This window comes from Sphaerisporangium sp. NPDC051011, from assembly GCF_040653595.1.
Classification (GTDB): Bacteria; Actinomycetota; Actinomycetes; order Streptosporangiales; family Streptosporangiaceae; genus Sphaerisporangium.
On sequence record NZ_JBFAGG010000002.1, the window covers coordinates 241,174 to 262,235 of the forward strand.

20 protein-coding genes are annotated in these 21,062 nt (G+C 71.2%); 11 read left to right on the forward strand and 9 right to left on the reverse strand.

Annotated elements, in window-relative coordinates:
- Window positions 1-195: 195 nt before the first annotated feature.
- The 3 genes from AB0H21_RS05240 to AB0H21_RS05250 are packed head-to-tail and all read left to right on the forward strand — an operon-like array spanning window position 196 to window position 2,344.
- Window positions 196-471, forward strand: a complete 276-nt coding sequence (locus tag AB0H21_RS05240; protein WP_358511989.1) for a hypothetical protein — start codon at window positions 196-198, stop codon at window positions 469-471.
- Complete coding sequence (locus tag AB0H21_RS05245) at window positions 438-1,211, forward strand: alpha/beta fold hydrolase (RefSeq protein ID WP_358511991.1); 774 nt, start codon at window positions 438-440, stop codon at window positions 1,209-1,211. The genes AB0H21_RS05240 and AB0H21_RS05245 overlap by 34 nt, the downstream gene beginning before the upstream one ends.
- Window positions 1,208-2,344 (forward strand): acetate kinase, encoded by a 1,137-nt coding sequence (locus tag AB0H21_RS05250; RefSeq protein WP_358511994.1) that lies wholly within the window; start codon window positions 1,208-1,210, stop codon window positions 2,342-2,344. Before AB0H21_RS05245 ends, AB0H21_RS05250 begins: the two co-directional genes overlap by 4 nt.
- A 342-nt stretch (window positions 2,345-2,686) precedes the next feature.
- Here the strand turns inward: AB0H21_RS05250 and AB0H21_RS05255 are convergent, their stop codons facing one another.
- On the reverse strand, window positions 2,687-4,123 hold the full coding sequence (locus AB0H21_RS05255) for an aldehyde dehydrogenase (RefSeq protein WP_358511997.1): 1,437 nt from the start codon (window positions 4,121-4,123) through the stop codon (window positions 2,687-2,689).
- Window positions 4,124-4,506: 383 nt separating this feature from the next.
- Here AB0H21_RS05255 and AB0H21_RS05260 point away from each other — a divergent pair, with 383 nt between their 5' ends.
- On the forward strand, window positions 4,507-5,406 hold the full coding sequence (locus AB0H21_RS05260; RefSeq protein WP_358512000.1) for a hypothetical protein: 900 nt from the start codon (window positions 4,507-4,509) through the stop codon (window positions 5,404-5,406).
- A 31-nt stretch (window positions 5,407-5,437) separates the two neighbouring features.
- Here the strand turns inward: AB0H21_RS05260 and AB0H21_RS05265 are convergent, their stop codons facing one another.
- Window positions 5,438-6,754 (reverse strand): GH1 family beta-glucosidase, encoded by a 1,317-nt coding sequence (locus AB0H21_RS05265; protein ID WP_358512003.1) that lies wholly within the window; start codon window positions 6,752-6,754, stop codon window positions 5,438-5,440.
- 70 nt (window positions 6,755-6,824) lie between these two features.
- On the opposite strand from AB0H21_RS05265, the gene AB0H21_RS05270 reads away from it, so the two are divergent.
- Window positions 6,825-7,481, forward strand: coding sequence for a TetR family transcriptional regulator (locus tag AB0H21_RS05270; protein WP_358512006.1), 657 nt, complete (start codon window positions 6,825-6,827; stop codon window positions 7,479-7,481).
- A 60-nt stretch (window positions 7,482-7,541) separates the two neighbouring features.
- Here AB0H21_RS05270 and AB0H21_RS05275 read toward each other — a convergent pair whose 3' ends face one another.
- A complete protein-coding gene (locus AB0H21_RS05275; RefSeq protein ID WP_358512009.1) occupies window positions 7,542-8,471 on the reverse strand; it encodes an aldo/keto reductase in 930 nt (309 codons plus the stop codon).
- An 81-nt stretch (window positions 8,472-8,552) separates the two neighbouring features.
- Between AB0H21_RS05275 and AB0H21_RS05280 the strand changes: the two genes are divergently transcribed.
- Window positions 8,553-8,975, forward strand: coding sequence for a MerR family transcriptional regulator (locus tag AB0H21_RS05280; RefSeq protein ID WP_358512012.1), 423 nt, complete (start codon window positions 8,553-8,555; stop codon window positions 8,973-8,975).
- 49 nt (window positions 8,976-9,024) lie between these two features.
- Here AB0H21_RS05280 and AB0H21_RS05285 read toward each other — a convergent pair whose 3' ends face one another.
- The 3 genes from AB0H21_RS05285 to AB0H21_RS05295 all read right to left on the reverse strand — a co-directional run bounded on the left by AB0H21_RS05285 (window position 9,025) and on the right by AB0H21_RS05295 (window position 12,755).
- The gene (locus AB0H21_RS05285) at window positions 9,025-11,076 is read right to left on the reverse strand and encodes an ATP-binding cassette domain-containing protein (RefSeq protein WP_358512015.1); all 2,052 of its coding nucleotides are present in this window, start codon (window positions 11,074-11,076) and stop codon (window positions 9,025-9,027) included.
- A 131-nt stretch (window positions 11,077-11,207) separates the two neighbouring features.
- Complete coding sequence (locus AB0H21_RS05290) at window positions 11,208-11,351, reverse strand: hypothetical protein (RefSeq protein ID WP_358512018.1); 144 nt, start codon at window positions 11,349-11,351, stop codon at window positions 11,208-11,210.
- Window positions 11,352-12,134: 783 nt separating this feature from the next.
- Window positions 12,135-12,755 carry a pentapeptide repeat-containing protein gene (locus tag AB0H21_RS05295; RefSeq protein WP_358512021.1) on the reverse strand — a complete coding sequence of 207 codons (621 nt, stop codon included), beginning with the start codon at window positions 12,753-12,755 and terminating at the stop codon, window positions 12,135-12,137.
- A gap of 299 nt (window positions 12,756-13,054) precedes the next feature.
- Between AB0H21_RS05295 and AB0H21_RS05300 the strand changes: the two genes are divergently transcribed.
- The 3 genes from AB0H21_RS05300 to AB0H21_RS05310 all read left to right on the forward strand — a co-directional run bounded on the left by AB0H21_RS05300 (window position 13,055) and on the right by AB0H21_RS05310 (window position 16,171).
- Entirely contained in the window at window positions 13,055-14,347 is a 1,293-nt protein-coding gene (locus AB0H21_RS05300; RefSeq protein ID WP_358512024.1) for an extracellular solute-binding protein, read from the forward strand.
- A 64-nt stretch (window positions 14,348-14,411) separates the two neighbouring features.
- Window positions 14,412-15,299, forward strand: coding sequence for a sugar ABC transporter permease (locus AB0H21_RS05305; RefSeq protein ID WP_358512027.1), 888 nt, complete (start codon window positions 14,412-14,414; stop codon window positions 15,297-15,299).
- The gene (locus tag AB0H21_RS05310) at window positions 15,296-16,171 is read left to right on the forward strand and encodes a carbohydrate ABC transporter permease (RefSeq protein WP_358512029.1); all 876 of its coding nucleotides are present in this window, start codon (window positions 15,296-15,298) and stop codon (window positions 16,169-16,171) included. The genes AB0H21_RS05305 and AB0H21_RS05310 overlap by 4 nt, the downstream gene beginning before the upstream one ends.
- A 37-nt stretch (window positions 16,172-16,208) precedes the next feature.
- Here AB0H21_RS05310 and AB0H21_RS05315 read toward each other — a convergent pair whose 3' ends face one another.
- A complete protein-coding gene (locus AB0H21_RS05315; RefSeq protein WP_358512032.1) occupies window positions 16,209-17,201 on the reverse strand; it encodes a DUF5937 family protein in 993 nt (330 codons plus the stop codon).
- A gap of 115 nt (window positions 17,202-17,316) precedes the next feature.
- Between AB0H21_RS05315 and AB0H21_RS05320 the strand changes: the two genes are divergently transcribed.
- Complete coding sequence (locus AB0H21_RS05320) at window positions 17,317-18,567, forward strand: MFS transporter (protein ID WP_358512035.1); 1,251 nt, start codon at window positions 17,317-17,319, stop codon at window positions 18,565-18,567.
- Between the two features lie 71 nt (window positions 18,568-18,638).
- The gene (locus tag AB0H21_RS05325) at window positions 18,639-19,004 is read left to right on the forward strand and encodes a hypothetical protein (protein WP_358512038.1); all 366 of its coding nucleotides are present in this window, start codon (window positions 18,639-18,641) and stop codon (window positions 19,002-19,004) included.
- An 85-nt stretch (window positions 19,005-19,089) separates the two neighbouring features.
- On the opposite strand, the gene AB0H21_RS05330 is transcribed toward AB0H21_RS05325, so the two are convergent.
- Both AB0H21_RS05330 and AB0H21_RS05335 read right to left on the reverse strand, forming a co-directional pair.
- Window positions 19,090-19,686, reverse strand: coding sequence for a TetR/AcrR family transcriptional regulator (locus tag AB0H21_RS05330; protein ID WP_358512041.1), 597 nt, complete (start codon window positions 19,684-19,686; stop codon window positions 19,090-19,092).
- 234 nt (window positions 19,687-19,920) lie between these two features.
- Window positions 19,921-20,964 (reverse strand): LacI family DNA-binding transcriptional regulator, encoded by a 1,044-nt coding sequence (locus AB0H21_RS05335; RefSeq protein WP_358512044.1) that lies wholly within the window; start codon window positions 20,962-20,964, stop codon window positions 19,921-19,923.
- Between the last annotated feature and the right edge of the window lie 98 nt (window positions 20,965-21,062).

Consider the following 21,062-nt stretch of genomic DNA (forward strand, 5'->3'; position numbering starts at 1 on the left):
CATTTTAGTTGATCGTCCTCACCGCCACGTGCCGGGTCCGCGCGCCGGTGGACAATTCGCATAGATTTCACAAATGGGTCGTGACCCGGATGACCAGGTCGAACGCCCGGCTCCGGACCCCCATCTCGTCGCGCGTTCCCGGTCAAGGAAAGAGCACGCGCGACTAACACCCCCCGCCTCGGGAAGACAGTCGGCATGGTGGACGAAGGACAGACGCGATTCGCCGCCACCGAACAGGTCGTCGAGGATTTCGGCCCGTTCGCGTGCAGGCGGCACATGGGCGCACGATGCCGTCTCGCCGTATGGGCGGTGGTGGTCGCCGCGTTCGCGGCCGGGTTCGTCATGCCGATCTCGGCCAAGGCGGAGACGCGCACGGCCATGCCGGCACCGGCGGGCTGGGTCTCCTGCGCGGAGGCGCTCGCGCATAAGCTCGACTCATGCCACTCGCCGCTAGTTTCTCCGCGACGCTGATGACGAAGGACGGTGTGCGGATCGACGCGGCGCACACCCCCTCGCGCGGCGACGCGAGCCTCGGCATCATCCTGGCCCACGGCTTCACCGGCTCCTGGCGCGATCCCACGACCCGGCGCATCGCGCACGTGCTGAGCGACTTCGGCGGCGTGGTCGCGTTCGACTTCCGCGGGCACGGCAGGTCGGGCGGCCTCTCAACGGTCGGCGACGCCGAGGTGCTGGACATGGACGCCGCCATCGCGCACGCCCGTTCCGTCGGCTACTCGCGGGTCGCGACCGTGGGGTTCTCGATGGGCGCGGCCGTCGCCGTCCGGCACGCGGCCCTGCACGGCGGCGCGGACGCCGTCGTCGCGGTGAGCGGCCCGGCCCGCTGGTACTACCGGGGCACGCGGCCGATGCGGCAGGTCCACTGGGCCATAGAGAAGGCGCCCGGACGCCTGGCCGCGCGCCTCGCCAAGCGCACGCGCATCCGCTCCACCTCGTGGGACCCGGTGCCGCTCGCCCCGTACGAGGCCGCCGGGCGCGTCTCGCCCGTGCCGCTGCTCATCGTCCACGGCGACGCCGACGACTTCTTCCCTCTGGAGCACGCCCACCAGCTCTTCGAGGCGGCCCGCGAGCCCAAGGAGCTGTGGATCGAGCCGGGGTACGGCCACGCCGAGTCGGCCGCGACCCCCGACCTCGTCCGGCGGATCGGCCGGTGGATCTCCCGCCCGGGCGCCGCGCGCGAGGTGGCCCCGTGATCCTCGTGCTCAACTCGGGCTCGTCGTCGGTGAAGTACCAGCTCATCGACCCCGGCGACGCCGAGGGGCCGGCGCGCGCCGAGGCGGTCAAGATCGAGAACATCGGCGAGCCCGGCTCGGACGTCCGGGACCACGAGGCCGCGCTGAGCCGGGTGGCGCGGGACGGCGCGGTGGAGTCCGCCGGGCTGACCGCGATCGGCCACCGCGTGGTGCACGGCGGACCGCGGCTCAGGGCGCCCGCGCTCATCACCGACGAGGTGGTCGAGCAGATCGCGGCGGCGGTCCCGCTCGCGCCCCTCCACAACCCCGCCAACCTCGCGGGCATCGAGTGGGCGCGCCGGTGGTGGCCGGACGTGCCGCAGGTCGCGGTCTTCGACACCGCCTTCCACAGCACGATCCCGCCCGCCGCCCGCGCCTACGCCATCGACCGCGAGATCGCCGAGCGCCACGACGTGCGCCGGTACGGCTTCCACGGCACCTCGACGGCCTACGTCTCCCGCGTGGCGGCGGGGCTCGTCGGGCAGCCCGACACCGCCAACGTGATCGTCCTGCACCTCGGCAACGGCGCCAGCGCCTCGGCGGTCTCGGCCGGGCGGTGCGTCGACACCTCCATGGGCATGACGCCGCTGGAGGGGCTGGTCATGGGCACCCGCTCGGGGGACATGGACCCGGCGGCGATCTTCATGCTGATCCGCGCGGGCATGAGCCCGGACGAGGTCGAGTCGATGCTCTTCCGGCGTAGCGGGCTGCTCGGGCTGTGCGGCGACAACGACATGCGCGCGGTCATCGCGCGCGTCGAGGCCGGGGACCAGGACGCCGCGCTGGCCTACAACGTGTACTGCCACCGGCTGCGCAAGTACATCGGCGCCTACTGCGCCGTGCTCGGACGGGTCGACGTGATCGCCTTCACCGGCGGGGTCGGCGAGAACTCCTCGCTGGTCAGGAGCAGCGTGCTCGCCGGGCTCCAGTCGCTCGGCATCCGGGTGGACCCGCTGCGCAACGTGACCGCCACGGGCACCCGCGTCATCTCCACCGACGACTCCGCCGTCACGGTCGCCGTCGTGCCGACCGACGAGGAACTGGAGATCGCCCGGGAAACTTTCGCCATAGTGGCGCGAACCAAACCCCAATAAATGTCGTCTACCTCCACGAAGGAGGTATGAGATCCACCAGGAGAGCTCGCGTCCCTCTCCTGACGGGGGCGATCTCGCACCTGCTTGTGGCGCTCTCCGTTCGCACGGACGAGAGGGCGCCATCGAGCCGGCGGTCCACCGCCGTCAGGGAGGAAGGGGTGAAGGACGGGCCCCTTCCTCCCTCCGCTCGTGGCGCGTCGTCCCGGCCGTGCCTATGGCCGCGCCTCCGGCACGGCGGTTCGAGGCGCCCCGGAGGCGGCGTTCTTCCGTCGTCACTCGGAAGGGGCTCGTTCCTCACCCCTTCCTCCCTCCTCCTCCAGAACACCGCCGCGCCCCGAACAGTCAGCCGAGACGGGCGATGGACTTGTACTCCAGGTAGGCGGCGAGGCCCTCGGGGCCGAGTTCGCGGCCGATGCCGCTGTCCTTGTAGCCGCCGAACGGGGTGGACGGGTCCATGGTGTTCATCATGTTGACGCCGTAGGTGCCGGTGCGGACGCGGCGGGCGATGTCCATGCCGCGCTCGGTGTCGGCCGTCCAGACCGAGCCGGACAGCCCGTAGTCGCTGTCGTTGGCGATGCGGACGGCGTCGTCCTCGTCGGTGTACGGGATCACCGAGAGCACGGGGCCGAAGATCTCCTCGCGGGCGATCCGCATGTCGTTGGAGACGCCGGCGAATACGGTCGGGGCGACGTACCAGCCGCGGTCGCGTGGGCGGTCGAGGCCGCCGACGACCGGCTTGGCGCCCTCGTCGATGCCGGCCCTGATGTAGCCCTCCACACGCTCCTGCTGCCGCCGCGCCACCAGCGGTCCGATGCCGGTGGCCGGGTCGGCGGGGTCGCCCACGCGCTGCCCGGCGACCATGTCGGAGATCGCCTGGACGACCTCGTCGTACCGGGAGGTGGAGGCCAGGATGCGCGTCTGCGCGACGCACGCCTGGCCGTTGTTCATCAGGGTCGCGATGGACAGGAAGCCCATGGCGGCGCCCAGGTCGCAGTCGTCCAGGATGATCGCCGCCGACTTGCCGCCGAGTTCCAGGCTGCACCGTTTGAGCTGCTCGCCGCAGATGGCGCCGATGCGGCGTCCGGCGGCCGTGGAGCCGGTGAAGGCGACCTTGTCGACGCCGGGGTGGGCGACGAGGTGCTCGCCCGCCTCGCGGCCCGCGGCGACGATGTTGACCACGCCGTCCGGGACGCCCGCCTCCTTGATCATTTCGGCGAGCAGGTAGGAGTCCAGAGGTGTCTCGGGCGCGGGCTTGATCACGACCGTGCAGCCGGCGATCAGCGCGGGCGCGAGCTTGGTCATGATCACGAACTGCGGCACGTTCCACGGCACGATGGCGGCGACCACGCCGACCGGCTCGCGCCGTACCACGACCGGGCCGAAGACGCCGGGGCGCTCGTCCTCGACCGCGAAAGTCTTCCCGAGCTCGCTGAAGTACTGGAGCATGCCGAGCGGCTGCGGGGCCTGGGCCATCTGCGAGAACGCGATGGGGGAGCCCATCTCCAGCGTGATCACGTCGGCCAGTTCGGCCTGGCGGGCGGCGTACAGGGCGGCCAGCCGGCCGACCACCTCGGCGCGCTCGGGCATGGTCATCCGCGGCCAGGGGCCGTGGTCGAAGGCCTGGCGGGCGGCGGCCACCGCGCGGTCCATGTCGGCGGGGGTGCCGTCGGGCACGCGTCCGACGACCTCCTCGGTGTGCGGGGAGATGACGTCGATCGTCGCGGTGCCCGAGGGAGCAACCCAGTCGCCCCCGATGAAAAGACGGTCGTACTGGAGCATGGGCCTGCCTCCTACGGTCGGACGGTCGGATCGGGCGGGTGCTCGGTCGTCCGGTCCCGTCGTGCGGGGGGCGGGCCCGCGCGACGGCCGGACGCTTGAGACCGAATCATGTTCTGGCCGGGTTGGCAAGACTCGGCTACTCCGGCGAGCCACCGCCGATAGGATCGGTCGCCCGTCCGCCCCGCCGCCCGTCGTGCCCGATGATCTACCGGCAAATCATGAGATGTCCGGAATCCGGTCGGGCCCAATTCTTCGGAAACCGAGCTCTTGCAACTTCCTAAAGTGGTAGATAGTTCGCCAACGGTGTGTAGCTTCTTCCGATCGTGTGGCGGCTCCGAAGATCGGCTTCTAGAGTCTCGGGGTGTCCGGAAGTGGGAGGGCTGATGCGTTCAGGCCGTGTGGCGGGGCTGGCCGCCGCGCTGTTCGGGCTGTTCTCGGTGCTCGTCATACCGTCCGCAGAGGCCAAGCCGAGCCCCCAGGCGCAACTCGACAAGCTCACCAAGCAGGCGGCCGACCTGCAGAAGGCGTACCGCGGCGAGATCCAGAGCCTGGAGGACGTGCGCCGCGCCGCCGCCAAGGCCGGTGACCGCGTCAAGAAGCTGCGCTCGGACCTGGCCACCGCCGAGCGGCAGATCGCCCAGTTCTACGCCCAGTCGTACATGTCCGGCGCCATCGACGGGCCCAGGGTCTTCACCTACAGCGGCGACCCCGACACGATCCTCAGCCAGGTCGCGACCGTGACCTACCTCGCCGACGAGAAGAACCAGCGCGTCAGCCACATCGGCCGGCTGATCAAGGACCAGAAGGCCGCCAAGAAGCTCGCCGACAAGAAGCTCGCCGACCTGAGGGACGAGATCAAGGACCTCCAGGCCAAGAAGCGGCAGGTCGACGAGCTGCTGAAGAAGTTCGGCTTCCAGACCCCGGACGCCGGCAGCGGCCTCACCCTGCGCATGATCAGCATCAGGAACGTCATCATGCAGCACTTCCCGATGCCGTTCGGCGTCGGGTGCCTGCGGCCCGGCGACCCCGGCGAGCACGGCAAGGGCCGCGCCTGCGACTTCATGATGAGCACGGGCGGCCGCATGCCCGACGCCGCCTCCCAGGCCCGGGGCGACGCCCTGGCCCAGTGGTGCATCGAGAACGGACGCTCGCTCGGCATCATGTACATCATCTGGCGGCAGCGCTACTACGACATCCGCACGGGCGCGGGCTGGCGCACGATGTCCGACCGCGGCGGCGTCACCGCCAACCACTACGACCACGTGCACGTGTCGGTCTTCTAGCCCGGTCGCTCTAGCGGGGCCTTCCGGCGCGTCAGGGGGTCGCGCGTGCGGCGATCCTCTCCCGCAGCCAGTGGTAGGACGCCTTCGGGGTGCGGCGCTGGGTCGCGTGGTCGACGTGGACGAGGCCGAAGCGCTGGTTGTAGCCCTCGGCCCACTCGAAGTTGTCCAGGAGCGACCAGACGTAGTAGCCGCGCACGTCCACCCCCTCGGCCATCGCGGCGGCCACGGCGGCGATGTGCCCGTCGAGGTAGGCGATGCGCGCCTGGTCGTCCACCACCCCGTCCGGGCCGGGCTCGTCCTCCTGTGAGCAGCCGTTCTCGGTCACGTACACCGGCGGCAGCGCCTCGCCGTACCGGGCCTTGAGGCCGGTGAGCAGCTCGCGCAGGCCGTCCGGCACCACCGGCCAGCCGAAGGCGGTGGTGGGGTGGCCGGTGATCCCGGCGTCCTCGAACGGCAGAATGGGCGTCTCCCCGGGCGCGCACACGCGGGTGGGGTTGTAGTAGTTGATCCCGAGCCCGTCCAGCGGCTGGGCGATGGTGGCGAGGTCGCCGTCCCGCACGGCGGGCATGGTCTCCAGGCCGAAGGCCGACAGGCCGGGGTAGCGGCCGAGCAGCACCGGGTCGTTGAACAGCCTGTTGTGCAGCGTGTCGTACGCCTCGGCGGCCCGCACGTCCTCCTCCGCACCGGACGCGGCCCAGACGGGCGTGCAGTTGTTGGTGACCAGCACCCGCTCGGCCCCGTGCGCCCGCAGCGCCTGCGCGGCGAGGCCGTGGCCGAGGAGCTGGTGGTGGGCGGCGGGCAGGGCGTCCAGGAACATGGTCCTGCCCGGGGCGTGGGTGCCGAGGGCGTACCCGTACACCATGTGGACGAACGGCTCGTTGAGGGTGATCCAGATCGGCACGCGGTCGGCGAGCCGGGCGGCCACGATGGCGGCGTACTCCGCCATGCGGCTCGCGGTGTCGCGGTTCAACCACCCGCCCTCGTCCTCCAGCGCCTGGGGCAGGTCCCAGTGGAACAGCGTGGCCGCCGGGACGATGCCCGCGGCGCACAGGCCGTCGACCAGCCGGTCGTAGAAGCCGAGACCGGCCTCGTTGACCGTTCCATGGCCCGATGGGAGAATTCTCGGCCACGAAATGGAGAAGCGGTAAGAGTTCACGCCCAGAGCGGCCATGAGCGTGACATCCTCGGTCCAGCGGTGGTAGTGGTCGCACGCCATGTCACCGGTGTGACCGTCCTTGACCTTGCCCGGCTCGTGGGCGAAAGTGTCCCAGATCGACCGGCCCCGGCCGTCCTCCGCCACGGCTCCCTCGATCTGGTAGGACGCGGTCGCGGTGCCCCAAAGGAACATGATGACCTCCGGTGGAATGAGTGGACCTCATGTTAAGCCGGTGGCAAGTCAACAGAGGGATGATGGGGGAATGACGAACGTCTCCGCCGCGACGCTCCGCCGCCGCCCCGCTCAGCGCCGCAGCGTCGAGCGGGTCGAGCGCATGCTGGACGAGTGCGCCCGCCTGCTCGACGAGGTGGGTTACGACGGGCTGACCACCAAGGAGGTGGCCCGCAGGGCGGCCGTTCCGATCGGCACGTTCTACCAGTTCTTCCCCGACAAGCAGGGGCTCGTACGGGCGCTGGCGCTGCGCAACCTCGACGCGTTCCTCGCCCGGATCACCGCCCGGCTCGCCGCCGCCGGAATCTCCGACTGGACCGGCGCGGTGGACCTCACGGTGGACGAGTTCGTGGCGATGAAGCGCAGCACGCCCGGCTTCGCCATCATGGACTTCGGCGAGATCCTGCCGACCCCGGGCGGGCCCGCGCTCAAGGGCAGCGAGCGCCTGCTGGACGCCGCGCTGGAGAACAATGTCATCGTCGCCGATCGGCTGCGCGCGCTGACCATCGAGCTGCTGGGCGCGCCCGCCGGGCCGGGCCTCGACCGCGCGCTCATCGTCGCGGTCGAGGCCGCCGACGCCGTGCTGAAGCTCGCCTTCCGTGCCCACCCCGGCGGCGACCCCGAGCTGATCTCCGAGTGCAAGCGCCTGGTGCGCGGCTACCTCGCCGACCACCTGCCGGGCCACTGACGCCACCGCCGGCCCGGTGACCGCGCCCGGCCCGGAGCGCCCGCCGGGGCGGGCCGGGGGTCAGGCCAGTGCCGGGTCTTCCAGGCGGGCGCGCTGCCCGTCGTCCAGCTTGACATCGCGCGCGCCGAGCAGCTCGTCTACCTGGGCGAGCGTGCTTGCCCCCACGATGGGCACGATGCCCTGCGCGGTCAGCCACGCGATGACCACCTGGTTGGGCGTGGCGCCGAGCTCGCCGGCCACCTCGCGCAGCACGGCCAGGCGCCGGGTCGTCCCGGGATGGTCGTAATGCGGGGGAATGGGGCGGTCGGCCCGGGTGTAGGCGCCGGCGAGCAAGGTCGTGTAGGTCCACAGCCGCAACCCCTCGACGGCGACGTAGTCCAGCACCTCCTCGCCCACCTGCACGTGAGCGGACTCCGGCAGCGGCACGCCCGGCCGCGGGCGCAGGTAGGAGTGCCTGAGCTGCAGGTCCGTGTACGGGGTCACGCCCCGGGCCCGGGCGAGGCCGCGCGCCCGCTCGACCCGCCAGGTGGCGTGGTTGGAAGCGCCGACGGCCAGTGCCTTGCCCTCCGCGGCCAGCGCGCCGAACGCGTCCACCTGCTCCTCGAGGGGCGTCGCGCGGTCCTCGATGTGCGCCCAGTAGACGTCCACGCGGTCCGTGCGCAGCCGCCGCAGGCTGGCCTCCATCGCCGCGCGGACGACCTCGCCGGACAGGCCCTCGGCCGAGCCGAGCGTCCGGTCGCCGGGGACCGCCGGGCGCGCGCCGCACTTGGTGCTCAGCACCACGTGGTCGCGGAGGCCCCGGGACTCCAGCCACCTGCCGATGGTGGTCTCGCTCTCGTCGCCGATGGCGCCGTCGATCCAGAACGGATAGTTGTTCGACGTGTCGAGCACCGTGCCGCCGGCCTCGACGAACCGGTCCAGGATCGCGAAGGACGCCGCCTCGTCGACGGTCGTGCCGAATGGGATGGTGCCGAGTGCGATTCGTGTCATGCGCGACACCTTGCACGCTGGAGTGGGCTCCAGGTCAACCACCTTGACCTTGAGCCCACTCCAGGTGACATGCTCGACCCCGTGAGCGTCTACACACCGGGACAGGTCGCGGAGGAGACCGGGTTCAGCCTGGACACCCTGCGGTACTACGAGCGCATCGGCCTGCTGGAGCCGATCGAGCGGAACGCCGCCGGCCAGAGGCGGTTCAACGACTCGCACCTGAGCTGGCTCGGCATGGTGCGCTGCCTGCGCGGCACGGGCATGTCGCTCGCGGAGATGATCCGCTTCGCCCAGCTCGTGCGCAGCGGCGATGGCACCATCGAGGAGCGCATCGCGCTGCTGGAGAGCCACGACCGCGAGGTCGAGCAGAAGATCGCCGAGCTCAGGGAGCAGCAGGACGCGATCAAGTGGAAGATCCGGTACTACCGCGACGTACTGGCGCTCGCGGGGGACCCGGCCTCGTGCCAGGCGGCCGAGACGGTCGAGTCCGACGCCTCCCGCTAACCCGCGCCCGGGGCTCCGTTCAGACCTGTCACGACCTGTTGAGACATGTTCAGGCCTGGCTGGGGGCCTCCTTCCGGTGATCGCCCGTGGGGCCGTAGGCGCTGGCCTGGATGGTGTAGAGGTCGGCGTACTGGCCGCCGAGGGCCATCAGCTCGTCGTGCGTGCCCCGCTCGATCACCTTGCCGTGGTCCAGGACGTAGATGCGGTCGGCGTAGCGCACGCTGGCGAGGCGGTGGGTGATGAGCAGGACGGTGCGGCCGTCGGCGTGCCCGCGGACGCGCTCGAACAGGGCGTGCTCGGCGCGGGCGTCCAGCGCGGCCGTCGGCTCGTCGCAGATCAGCAGCGGCGCATCGCGGTAGAAGCCGCGCGCCACGGCGATGCGCTGCCACTGGCCGCCCGAGGGCTCGTGGCCGTCCTTGAACCGGCGGTCGAGCAGCGTGCGGTAGCCGTGCGGCAGCTCGGCGATGACCTGGTCGGCCCCGGCGACCTGGGCGGAGGCGTGCAGGGCCTCGACGCCCTTGTCCAGACCCATGGTGATGTTGTCCTTGGCGGTCAGCGGCCAGCGGGTGTGGTCCTGGGCGATGACGGCGATGTGGCGCCGCAGGTCCTCGGGGTCGACGCCGGCGAGTTCCACGTCGTCCCACCGGACCCGTCCCTCGCCGGGGTCGTACAGCCCGGCGAGGATCTTGGACAGAGTCGTCTTGCCCGAACCGTTCTCACCGACGAGCGCGACGACCTCGCCTCGATCGATGTGGATCGACACGTGGTCCAGGGCGGGGCGCTCGTTGCCGGGGTAGTGGAAGGTCACGTCGTCGACGGTGATGCGCTCGAACGAGGCGGGTGCAGGGTCGGGCCGGTCGGACGTCAGGCGCGCGCGGGCGTCGGCGCAGAACTCCAGGAAGTCGGTGAAGTAGAGGCCCTCCTCGTACAGGCGGTTGGTGGCGTACATGAGCGTGGACAGATAGCTCTGCCCGGAGCGGATGGCGAGGACGGCCGTGCCCGCCACCGCGAGCGGGACGGCGCCGACGGCGAGCAGCAGCCCGAGCGCGACGTAGACGATGCCCGTGCCGACCCCGCCGAGCGCCTCCCCGACCACGCGCGCGAGCATCTGCCGCCGCGCCAGCCGCAGGACGACCGCCTGTTCGGCGTCGGTCACCGCGTCGTACAGGCGCATGAGGAAGCGGCGCATCGTGAACGAGCGGATCTCGGCGGCGGTGTCCCGGTCGGCCATGAGGTCGCTGAGGATCCATTTGCGCCGCCGGGCCGGCACCAGGGCGTACATCGTGGTGTACCGCTCGCGGGCGGAGCGGACGGCGGCCCAGGCGTCGGGGATCACGGCCAGCACGAGCAGGGGCAGCAGCACGGGGTGGAGGATGCCGAGCACACCGGCGGCGGCTGCGATGCCGATGCCGCCGGTGAGCACGTCGATCGCCGAGTTGACCACGCTGTCCACCATGCTCACGCCGCGGGTGCGGGCGCGCTGGAGCGAGTCGTGGAATGCGACGTCGTCGTAGGCGATGAGGTCGACGCGGCTGGTCAGGTCGTAGAGCTGGGTCTCGGCGATGCGGCTGACCTGAGGCTCCAGGCGGGACTGTGCCCACCCGGCCCCGGCCTGGAGGGCGGTGCGCAGCGCCGCGGCGACGCCCACGAGCAGCAGGCTGGGGAGGGCGGCACGGACGCGGTCGGGGGTGGGCCCGGAGGAGAAGAGGGCCTGCAGCACGCCGGTGGTCGCCAGCAGCCCGAAGGCGGTGAACACGCCGCCGAGCGTGCTCAGGGAGATCGTCGCCAGGGTGTCGCGGGGGCTGGCCTGCCACGCCATGCGCACGGCCTGGGCGATGAGGGCGGGGAGCCTGCGGGCCACCGTGAGGAAACCGATGCCGGCCATGGTCTCGTTGTGGGCGTGCCAGTCGCTGACGGTGACCTCACCGAGGTCGATCGCCTCGTCGTCGCGTGGTGCCGCGGCGGAGGATCGGGGGAGGGCGCCGTTCGGCGGCGACTGCGGGGTCGGGGAGCCGTCCCTGGCGTCAGGAGGCGGGGACACAGGGGACCGCGCGGGATCGGAGCCGCTCGGAGCGGAGGTTTCCTGGGGGAGATCGGCCATGCTCGCAGTGTGACCGGCGCCACCGACAGTTTAAAGACGGCCCGGTAAACCACGGCATTCAAGTTGAAACGAGCAATTACTTGGGCAGCGCCGCTAATGTCCGGCCGATGGCCAATGACGCGGCGGGGTGGTCACGTTCGCCGGTATGTGCGGCCCCGTTCGATCGCGCCGTCCGAGGGCCCGGGGAGCCGGGCGGTGAGGCGCTCGGCCTCCTCGTGCAGCGCGATGATCAGGAGGAGTTCGAGGCCCAGGTCTTCGAGGTCGACGGTTTCCAACTGAGTCTCCCGATGTGAGATGGCTCACCGGCCTCGGACGCGCCTGGGTGGCCGGTGCTCGTGGAATCTTACCTTCCGTGACGGCGATGCGCAGCCTTGGCCTGCGTTGATCACTCTTCGTGCAATCAGGTCGGGGCTGATCGTATATTTCGGACATACAGCTGGGTCTGATGGCGAGGGTCGGGGTGTGCCCGTTCTCGCGGCACTGCCGATCTCGTCCCTTGGTCAGAGCAGAGTAGTCAATCAGACGATAATTTCGGAAGGAGGGAATTGGAGGGACTTGTAGCGATTTCTTCACAACAAAGGTGGGCGCATCGTGTCATCCGGATGGCCCTCTCGGGAGTCAGGGGCGCGGCGTTGAGGTGCTCCTCACCGCGATCTTCGCCTGCCCTTGATGCGTCAACAAAAACGCGGCTATGTCGTCATGTTGGACGGTATGGGATGGATTGCAGTCGAATCCCGGCATGAGCCGAGCGCGCTCCGCTATTTGGTGGAACACTGCGTAATGGCGCGCCCGCCGTCATCGTCCACCCCACCCCCGCCATCCCCCGCCACCCGCCGCCACCCCTCGACCTCCGTGACGACACGCCCGTCACGGCGCGTGCGCCCGGCCGTGGACGAAGACCGCACGAGTGAGACGCCGCGTGGCCGGCGGTACGGGTGAGGTCGCCTCGGAGGGGTGGAGACCGGAGCCCGGGGCCACGCGGTCCGCGAGCCCGGGTCGGTGGCCGTGCGCCCCGGTCCGGGCTCGCCTCCTCCGCCGCTCCGGGCGGGGGCGGCGTGTCAGTCGGTGCGGACGTCCAGGCCCAGGGCGGTGGCGATCATCATCGCCTGGCGCAGGTCGACGACGGCGCCCCTGAGCTGCACGGTCAGCGGCTCCAGGGACGACAGGTCGCTGCCGCGCAGGTCGCACCGCGTCAGGTCGGCCCGCGGCAGCGACGCCCCCGACAGGTCCACGTCGCGCAGCGAGGCCTCCACGAGCCGCACGCCCGTGAGGTCGGCCTCGCGCATGCGCGCGTCCGAGATCGAGGCGCCGTTCAGGTTCGCCCCCGACAGGTCGGTGAACGACCAGTCGCCGCCCCGGACCTTCAGCAGGTCGAAGGAGCAGCCGTCGAACACGCTGCCGACCAGCTTGCACCCGGTGAACGTGGCGTCGAAGAACGAGCACCGAACGAAATGGCAGTTGAGGAAGGCGCTGTCGGAGAACTGCGCGGCGTTGAACCGCGTGCCCCGGAACACGCACTCGCTGAACACCGCGCCCTCGCCGGTCGCCTCGGCGAGGTCGACGTCGATGAAGGCCACGTTGGCCTGGTTCTGCCCGGAGAGGTCGAGGGTCTCCCAGTCGTCGGCGATGACGGACGTGTGCGTCTCGGGGACGGGGCGCCCGCGCTTGCGGTCAGCCACGGCGCCGCCGCGGGACGGGGGAGGAAGCGATGGCGGTCATGCGCCGATACTTCCATGTCCCGTCCGGGAACCGGGTGACGGGCGCCGTCCCGCTGTGCGAGTGTGTGGTTATGTGGCTGCTTGGGTGTGTGAGCTTGAGTGGCTGTGTGGCTATATGGCAACGTTATGCGCGCGGCCTTGACGTCCTCGCCCGCCAAGTGGGTTGATTGCGTAAAACTGACAACGTTGTCACCAGGCGTCCCAAATGGGAAGAAGCGCATGGACAGCGTCCCCTCTACCCCCCGAAGGGACCGGACAGAATGCGACGACGGTGGATGTCGGCCGTCGCGGTCACCGTGGCAGGCGTGCTCTCCCTTTCCGCCTGTGGCGGTGGTGGCGACCAGAAGGGCACCGGCGACGGGCAGGCGGCGGCCAAGAAACAGGTCGAGGTCTTCTCGTGGTGGACGGGCCCCGGCGAGGCCGACGGGCTCAAGGCCATGCGCGATATATTCGAGAAGCAGAACTCCGGCCTGACGTTCTTCGACGCCGCCGTCGCGGGCGGCTCGGGTGACAAGGCGCGGGCTCTGCTCTCCAGCAAGCTCCAGGCCGACCAGCCGCCGGACACCTTCCAGGGCCACGCCGGCGCCGAGCTCCAGGGCTACATCAAGGCCGGCAAGCTGGAGCCGCTGAACTCCCTGTACGACGAGCTGAAGCTGAGGGACGTCTTCCCGCAGCAACTCGTCGACCAGCTCACCTACGAGGGCAACGTCTACTCGGTGCCGGTGAACATCCACCGCTCCAACGTCCTGTGGTTCAACCCCAAGGTACTCAAGGAGGCCGGCGTCGCCGGGGCGCCGAAGACGATCGAGGAGTTCATCACGGCCCTGGAGGCGGTGAAGAAGACCGGGAAGATCCCGCTGTCGATCGGCTCGGAGTGGACGGACGTCCACCTGCTGGAGAGCGTGCTGCTCGGCTCGCTCGGCACCGACGCCTACAACGCCCTGTGGGTCAAGGGCGCGGACTGGTCGGGCCCGGCCGTGACCAAGGCGCTGGAGGACTACAAGACGATCCTGTCGTACGCGGGCCCGCCGCAGGACGACTGGCAGCCCGCCTCCAAGCAGGTCGCCGACGGCGCCGCCGCGTTCAACATCATGGGCGACTGGGCCTACGGCTACTTCCACAACCCGCCGGACGGCGGCCTCGGCAAGAAGTCGAAGGAGGACTTCGACTGGGCGGCCTCGCCGGGCACCGATGGCACCTTCTTGTGGCTGTCGGACAGCTTCACCCTGCCCAAGGGCGCCCCGAACCGGGACGGCGCGCTGGCGTGGCTCAAGGTCGCCGCCAGTAAGGAGGGCCAGGACGCCTTCAACCCCAAGAAGGGCTCCATCCCCGCCCGCAAGGACGCCGACAAGTCCCTCTACACCGACTACCTGGAGTGGGACCTCGCGCAGTGGGCGAGCGACAAGCTCGCCGGGTCGATCCAGCACGGCGTCGTCGCCAACGACGCCTGGAAGACGGCCATCACCGAGGCGGTGGGCCTGTTCCTGCAGAGCAAGGACGCGGCCAAGCTGCAGCAGGCGCTGGTGGAAGCCGCGCAGACCAACAACCAGTGAGCTGATCGTCCGGCTCGCGCCCGCGTCGCCTCCGCGCGCGGGCGCGAGCCTCTTGGGGGTATCTGTGTCGCGCGTCAAGAGATGGCTGCCGGGCCTGCTCCTGGTCACGCCGTCGATCATCGCGATCGCGGTCTTCGTGTACGGCATGCTGGGCTGGAACTTCCGGCTGGCGATGACGGACCGGCACGACGAGATCTCGGCAGGGAAGTTCGTCGGGCTCACGAACTTCGTCTCCCTGTGGGACCAGGAACGCTGGGGCATCTCGGTGAGGCACGCGGTCGTCTTCACGGTGGTGTTCGTGGGCGGCGCGCTGGCGCTCGGCTGGCTGCTCGCCTTCCTGATGGAGAAGGGGATCAAGGGGGAGGGCGGCTTCCGCGCGATCTACCTGTTCCCGATGGCCATCTCGTTCGTCGCCACGGGCGTCGTGTGGCGGTGGCTGATGAACAGCGGCCAGGGCGAGCAGGCGGTCGGGCTGAACCGGCTGTTCGGCAGCGTCGGGCTCGGGTTCCTGGAGAACGACTGGTTCCGGGGCCAGGACTGGGGCATGGCGGCCATGGCCATCCCCGCGATCTGGCAGATGTCCGGATATGTCATGGCATTGTTCCTGGCCGGGTTCCGGGGCGTCCCGGAGGAACTGCGCGAGGCCGCGCGGGTCGACGGCTGCAAGGAATGGCAGGTCTACCGGTACGTCGTCTTCCCGTTCCTGCGCCCGGTCACGCTGTCCGCGCTGATCATCCTCGGGCACATCTCACTCAAGGTCTTCGACCTGATCGTCTCGGTGTCCGGCAAACAGATCATCACGGACGTGCCCGCCGTGTTCATGTGGGTCGCCGTCTTCGACGCCCACGACCCGGCCAAGGGCGCGACGATCGCCGCCTACATCGTGCTCAGCGTGGCCGTCTTCGTCGTCCCGTACCTGATCTGGAACGCCCGCAGGGAGAAGCGCCCATGACCACCGCTGTCGCGGCCCCGCCGCAGGCACAGAAGGCGGCGCCGCAGGTCGTCCGCGGGCCGCGCTGGCCGGTCTACGTCAGGTTCGTGCTGCTGATCGGCTTCGTCCTGGTCTTCCTGATCCCGATCTACGTGCTGCTGGTCACCAGCTTCAAGCCCCTGACCGAGGCCGACCCGAGCCAGGCGTGGAGCCTGCCCAAGGTCTGGACGACCGAGGCGTGGCAGGTGGCCTGGGACAAGCTGAAGCCGGGCATCGCCAACAGCTTCCTGCTGACGATCCCGGGGTCGCTGCTCTCGGCGGCGCTCGGCGCGATGAACGGGTTCGTCCTGTCCAAGTGGCGCTTCCCCGGCGCCGATGTGGTGTTCACGCTGTTCCTGTTCGGCATGTTCATCCCGTACCAGGGTGTGATGATCCCGCTCGTCCAGCTCATGGTGAACCTGGACATCTACGGCGGCATCCCCGGGCTGATCCTCGCGCACGTCGTCTACGGCATCCCCATCTGCACGCTGATCTTCCGCAACTACTACGTGACGATCCCGGACGAGCTGATGGAGGCCGCCCGCGTCGACGGCGCCGGCATGCTGCGCACCTTCTGGTCGATCGTGATCCCCGTCTCCGGGCCGGCCCTCGCCGTCGTCATCATCTGGCAGTTCACCTCGATGTGGAACGACTTCCTCTTCGCGGTGTTCCTGACCGGGCCGACCTCGTGGCCGACGACCGTCATGCTCAACAACATCGCGGGCGCCCAGACCGTCCCGTACAGCCAGCAGATGGCGGCCGCGATCCTCGCCTCGGTCCCGACGATGCTCGTCTACGTGCTGCTCGGCCGCTTCTTCATGCGCGGCCTGATGGCGGGCGCGCTCAAGGGCTGACCATTCGGGGGCCCCGGACCGCGCCGGAGGCGCGGCCTTAGGCACTGCCGTCCACCAGCGCGTCCCCGAGCGCGGTGCGGCGGTACAGCACCGAGCGGCCCACCCGGGTGCCGGTGATCAGCCCGGCCTCGCGCAGCGCGGCCACGTGGCCGCCCGCGCCGCCGACGCTCAGCCCGAGCAGGGCCGCGAGCTGCGTCGTGGTCGCCGGGGTTCGCAGCAGGATCTCGGCGCGGGTCCGGCCGATGAGCCGCGCCAGCCCCGCCGACGGCCGCGACTCGACGGCGATCCCGCGCGCCGGGTACACCAGGGCGTACGGCCACGGGTCCTCCAGGTAGGCGCCGACGCCGGCGCCGAAGACGCTCGGGACGAACAGCAGCCCCCGGCCGTCGAGCCGGTGGCGCTCGTCCCCGCCTGGATTGTCCATGCGCACCTGGATATGACCGGCGCCGCCGTCCGCGCGCCAGGCGACCCGCGGGCTGAGGTCATCGAGGGCGGCCGCCCAGCCGTACGTCGCCAGGCGCCCGGCGCGCTGGACGACGTCGCGTTCGAGGATCGCCTGGACGCGAGGCCAGCCGGGCGCGACGATCTCACGCCAGACCGCCTCCAGGGCGTCCGCGAACAGTGCCACGACGTCCGGGCGGTCCAGGATCGCCCGCACGTCCGGCGGCGGGGGCGGCGCGCCGCGCAGGTTCCTGGCGATCTCCACGTGGGCCTGCTCCGGGGGCGTCGCGCGCATCGCGGCGATCTCGTCGTCGAACGCGACGTTCACCCCGGACGGCGGCGGCGCGATGAAGTCCGCGTTGTAGTCCCCATTGCGGAACAGTGCCACCAGGGCCGCGAGCGCCGGCCGTTCGCGCACCAGCCGCTCGTACGGCCGCCGCCCGTCCTCGACCCACCGCCGGTGCATGCCCGCCGAGCGACGCCGGGACAGCAGCCAGAGCGCGTGCAGGGTCTCGATCAGCGGAGATATGGCGAACCTGCTGGCCATGACGTCCTGCGGGCTGACCTCGATACTGAGCACCCTGCCCACGCCGAACCCCCGGGCCGATCGGACCTTTCGCTTATTTCGGAAAGCTTAGCCAGGTGTTCCGGCCGTCCCCCAGCATCGTCACCGAAGACGGCCGTGCGACGGCGGGGGAGGGTGAGTGGTGGTCGAGGAGTCCGGGCGGCGGGCGACGTTCGGCGAGGTGTTCGCCGTGCGGGAGTTCCGCGTGCTCTTCGGTAGCTTCGCGCTGCTGGTGGCGGGCGACACCGTCAAGATGCTCGCGTTCTCGGTGCTCGTGTACGCGCGCACGGGTTCGGCGGGATTGTCCGCGCTCGCGTACATGAGCGGATTCCTGCCGTACGTCGTCGGCGGGATCTTCCTGCTGTCGCTGGCCGACCGCGTCCGTCCCCGCCGGCTGATGATCGTCGGCGAGGTGGTGCGCGTCGCCGTCTGCCTGGCGCTGGCCTTCGCCGGGCTGCCGGTGTGGGCGATGCTGCTGCTGGTCGTCGCCACAGGCGCGCTCGGCCCCGTCTTCGGCGCAGCCCGTACCGCGACCCTGCCCGAGCTGCTACCCGGCGACGCCTTCGTGCTCGGCCGCTCCGTCCTCTCCGTGACGTCGGCCGGCGCGCAGATCGGCGGCCTCGCCGTGGGCGGTACCGTCCTCACCCTGACCGGGCCCGCGGGAGCCCTGCTGATCACCGCCGTGCTGTCGGCGGCGAGCGCGGTGGTGCTGCGCCTCGGCCTTCCCGACCATCCGGCCCGGGCGGGCGCCGGAGCCGGGGGGAACCCCGTCGGGGTCACGCTGCGCGTCAACCGCCGCCTGCTCGCCGACCCGGGCGTGCGGGGGCTGCTGCTCGCGAACTGGATCCCGATGATGTTCGTCTCCGGCGCCGAGGCCGTCGTGGTGCCGTACCTGAGCGAGCGCGGCGCGCCCTCGCAGGCGGGCCTGGTGCTGGCGGCGTTCGCGGCGGGCGTGGCGATCGGGGACTTCGCGGTCGGGCGGTTCGCCGCGCCCGGTCTGCGGGAGCGGCTGTCCTTCCCGCTCGCCGCGGGGCTCGGCGTGCCGATGCTCGGCTTCGCCGCCGGGCCGGGACCGGCGTGGTGCCTGGCGCTCGCCGTGCTGACCGGGTCATGCCTGGCCTACACCCTCGGCCTGCAGCGCAGGTTCGTGGAGGCGGCCCCCGAGGACGTGCGCGGGCAGGCGTTCGGCCTGCTCACGTCGGGCCAGATGACCACGCAGGGACTCGGCGCGGCCCTGGCCGGCGGCCTCGCCGAGCTGGTCCCCGCGCACCTGGCCATCGCGCTGACCGGCGCGGGCGGCGTCCTCGCCGCGCTCGCCCTGGCCCGTCACCTGCGTCCGGGGCCGAAGGCCTCCGCGTCCGAATGGAGACAGCATAGAGTAACCAATTGACTACTTTGAGTGACCATCACTCGGTGGGCATGCTCGGAGCGAACGGCATCCCACCGAGAAGGAATCCTTCCATGCGCCTACGCACCCGTCTGGCCATCCTCGCCGGCGCCGGCGCCGCCGGTGTCGCCATGGCACCCTCGTTCACCGTCCACCCCACGCCCGCCGGCGCGAGGGCGGCGAGCTGTCACGCGGCGACCAAGGGGACGGTGGCCAGGTACGAGAAGATGACCGGCCCCGGGCCGGGGGGAGCCCCGGATGTGTCCTTCCGCGGCACGGGCACGTACGCCAGCGCGTGCCTGCCGCACTGGCGCACGCACCACACCGGGCGGCTCTACCGGGTCGGCGACGGCTGGGCGACCGGCAACTGGGCCGCCGCGAAGTACTTCTACGACTATGGCGGCTACTGGCTGGACGGCGAGGACCTCGTCTGGAAGTGACGCCCCGACCCCGGCTGATTCCGGGACCGGGGCGTCGCGCTTGAGGAACTCCGCGGCGGGGCGGGCGGTCGCGACCGCGTCAGTGCTACGGCGAGACCGTGCCCGTGAGACCGGAGGGGCCGGCCCCGACGCCATGGAGAAGCGTGTCGACGACGAGCGTGGCGAGCGCGTCGGCGTCGCCGCCCTCGGATCCGTCCCGCATCGCCTCGTGGATGAGCGCGTAGTAGGAACGGCGCGCCCACTCCAGGTCGGCGTCGGCCCGGAGCAGCCCCGCGCCCCTGGCCCGGTTCAGCAACCGCGCGCACACCTCGCGCACCTCCGCGTGGATGCGCTCCACGTCGGGATCGGACGCCGACCGGCTCATCGCGAACTCCCAGCCGATCTTCACCCGCAGGACGTTCGCGGTGGCCTGGTAGAGGGCGACCAGGGGTGGCGTGCTGTCGGGGCGGGCCGCGAGCACGGCGGCGTGGAACTGCTGGGCCGCCCATCGGGTCATCGCGTCCACCAGGGCGTCCCGGCTGGCGAAGCGACGGTGGACCGTGGTCCTTGCGACACCGGCCGCCTCCGCGATCTCCTCCATCGAGGCCGCCGGGTTCTTGCTGAGCGTGCGCTCCGCGGCCTCGAGGATCGCCCGTACGGTCCGTTGCGCGTCCGCACGGAGCGGGCGGCCCTGCTGTTCCACGCGAGTCTCCTTCCCAGAGAAACAGTACCTGGAAAGAGACGACTGGACGGCGACTTGCATCGTGAATGTTGCAAGTGTGACCGTCCGTGCCGCGGCGACCAGACGGCGTTCGGGAAGGCGCCGGCAGAGGAGTTCGGCCCTCAGGGCGTACGGGTCAACACGATCTCCCCCGGACCGGTCCGCACACCCCAAACGGCCCCCAGCCCCGTGCCCCACGAGGGCCGCACGGAGGAATCAGGAGGGCGGCAGCTCGCCCGAGCCGCGGGCGACGAGGCGGGTGGGCAGCCGCAGGCGTTCGGTGGGGCCCGTCTCGCCGGACAGGCGGCGGAAGAGGAGCTCGGCGGCGGCGCGCCCGAGGCCCGCCGGGTCCTGGGCGACGACGGTGACGGCCGGGCTGAGCAGGTCGGCGAGCTCGAAGTCGTCGAAGCCGACGATCGCGATGCCCGCGGTGGCGGTCGGGCGGGCGTCCAGGGCGTCGAGGACGCGGAGCGCGGTGACGGTGGTGCGGCCGTTGCCCGTGAACAGGGCCGTCGGCGGGCCGGGGAGGGCGAGCAGGCGGGCGAGGTCGGCGCGCAGGCGCTCCTGGTCGGGGGCGCCCATGGCGACCAGCGCCGGGTCGTACGCCAGCCCGGCCGCGGAGAGCGCCTCGCGGTACCCGCGCAGCCGCTCCTCGGCGGTGAAGATCGCCGCGTTGTCGCCGAGGAAGGCGATGCGCCGGTGGCCGTGGGCGGCGAGGTGGGCGGTCGCGGCCCTGGCCCCGCCCGCGTTGTCGGACAGCACGGTGTCCACGTCCAGCCCCGGCCCGGCGGGGCGGTCGGCGAAGACGGCGCGGATGCCCGCGGTCAGCTCGGGGACGAGGTACCCGTGGTCGTCCCCGGCGGGCACGATGATCAGCCCGTCCACGCGGCGGGCGCAGAAGGCGAGGACCAGTTCGCGCTCGCGCAGGGAGTCCTCGCCGGAGGAGCCGGTGAAGACCAGGGAGCCGTTGCCGAGCGCGACGTCCTCGACGGCCCGGCTCAGCAGGGAGTAGAACGGATCGGCGACGTCCTCGATGACGAGCCCGATGCTCGCCGTGCGGCCCCGGCGCAGGACGCGGGCGCCGTCGTTGCGGCGGTATCCGAGCAGGGCGATGGCCTGCCGGACGCGCTCGGCCGTGGCCGGGTTGACCCCGCGCTCCTCGTTGACCACACGCGAGACGGTCTTGAGGGCGACACCGGCCGCCGCGGCGACGTCGTTCATGGTGGGACGCCCGCGCCTGGTCTCTGCCACGGTGTGCATCATCCCGCATTTCGGCGAGGCCTGACAACGTTGTCAGTCGCGCCCGCGGGCCGCTGAGGGCTGCTGCTCTTTACGTGTCGTTGACGAGGACGCGGCCG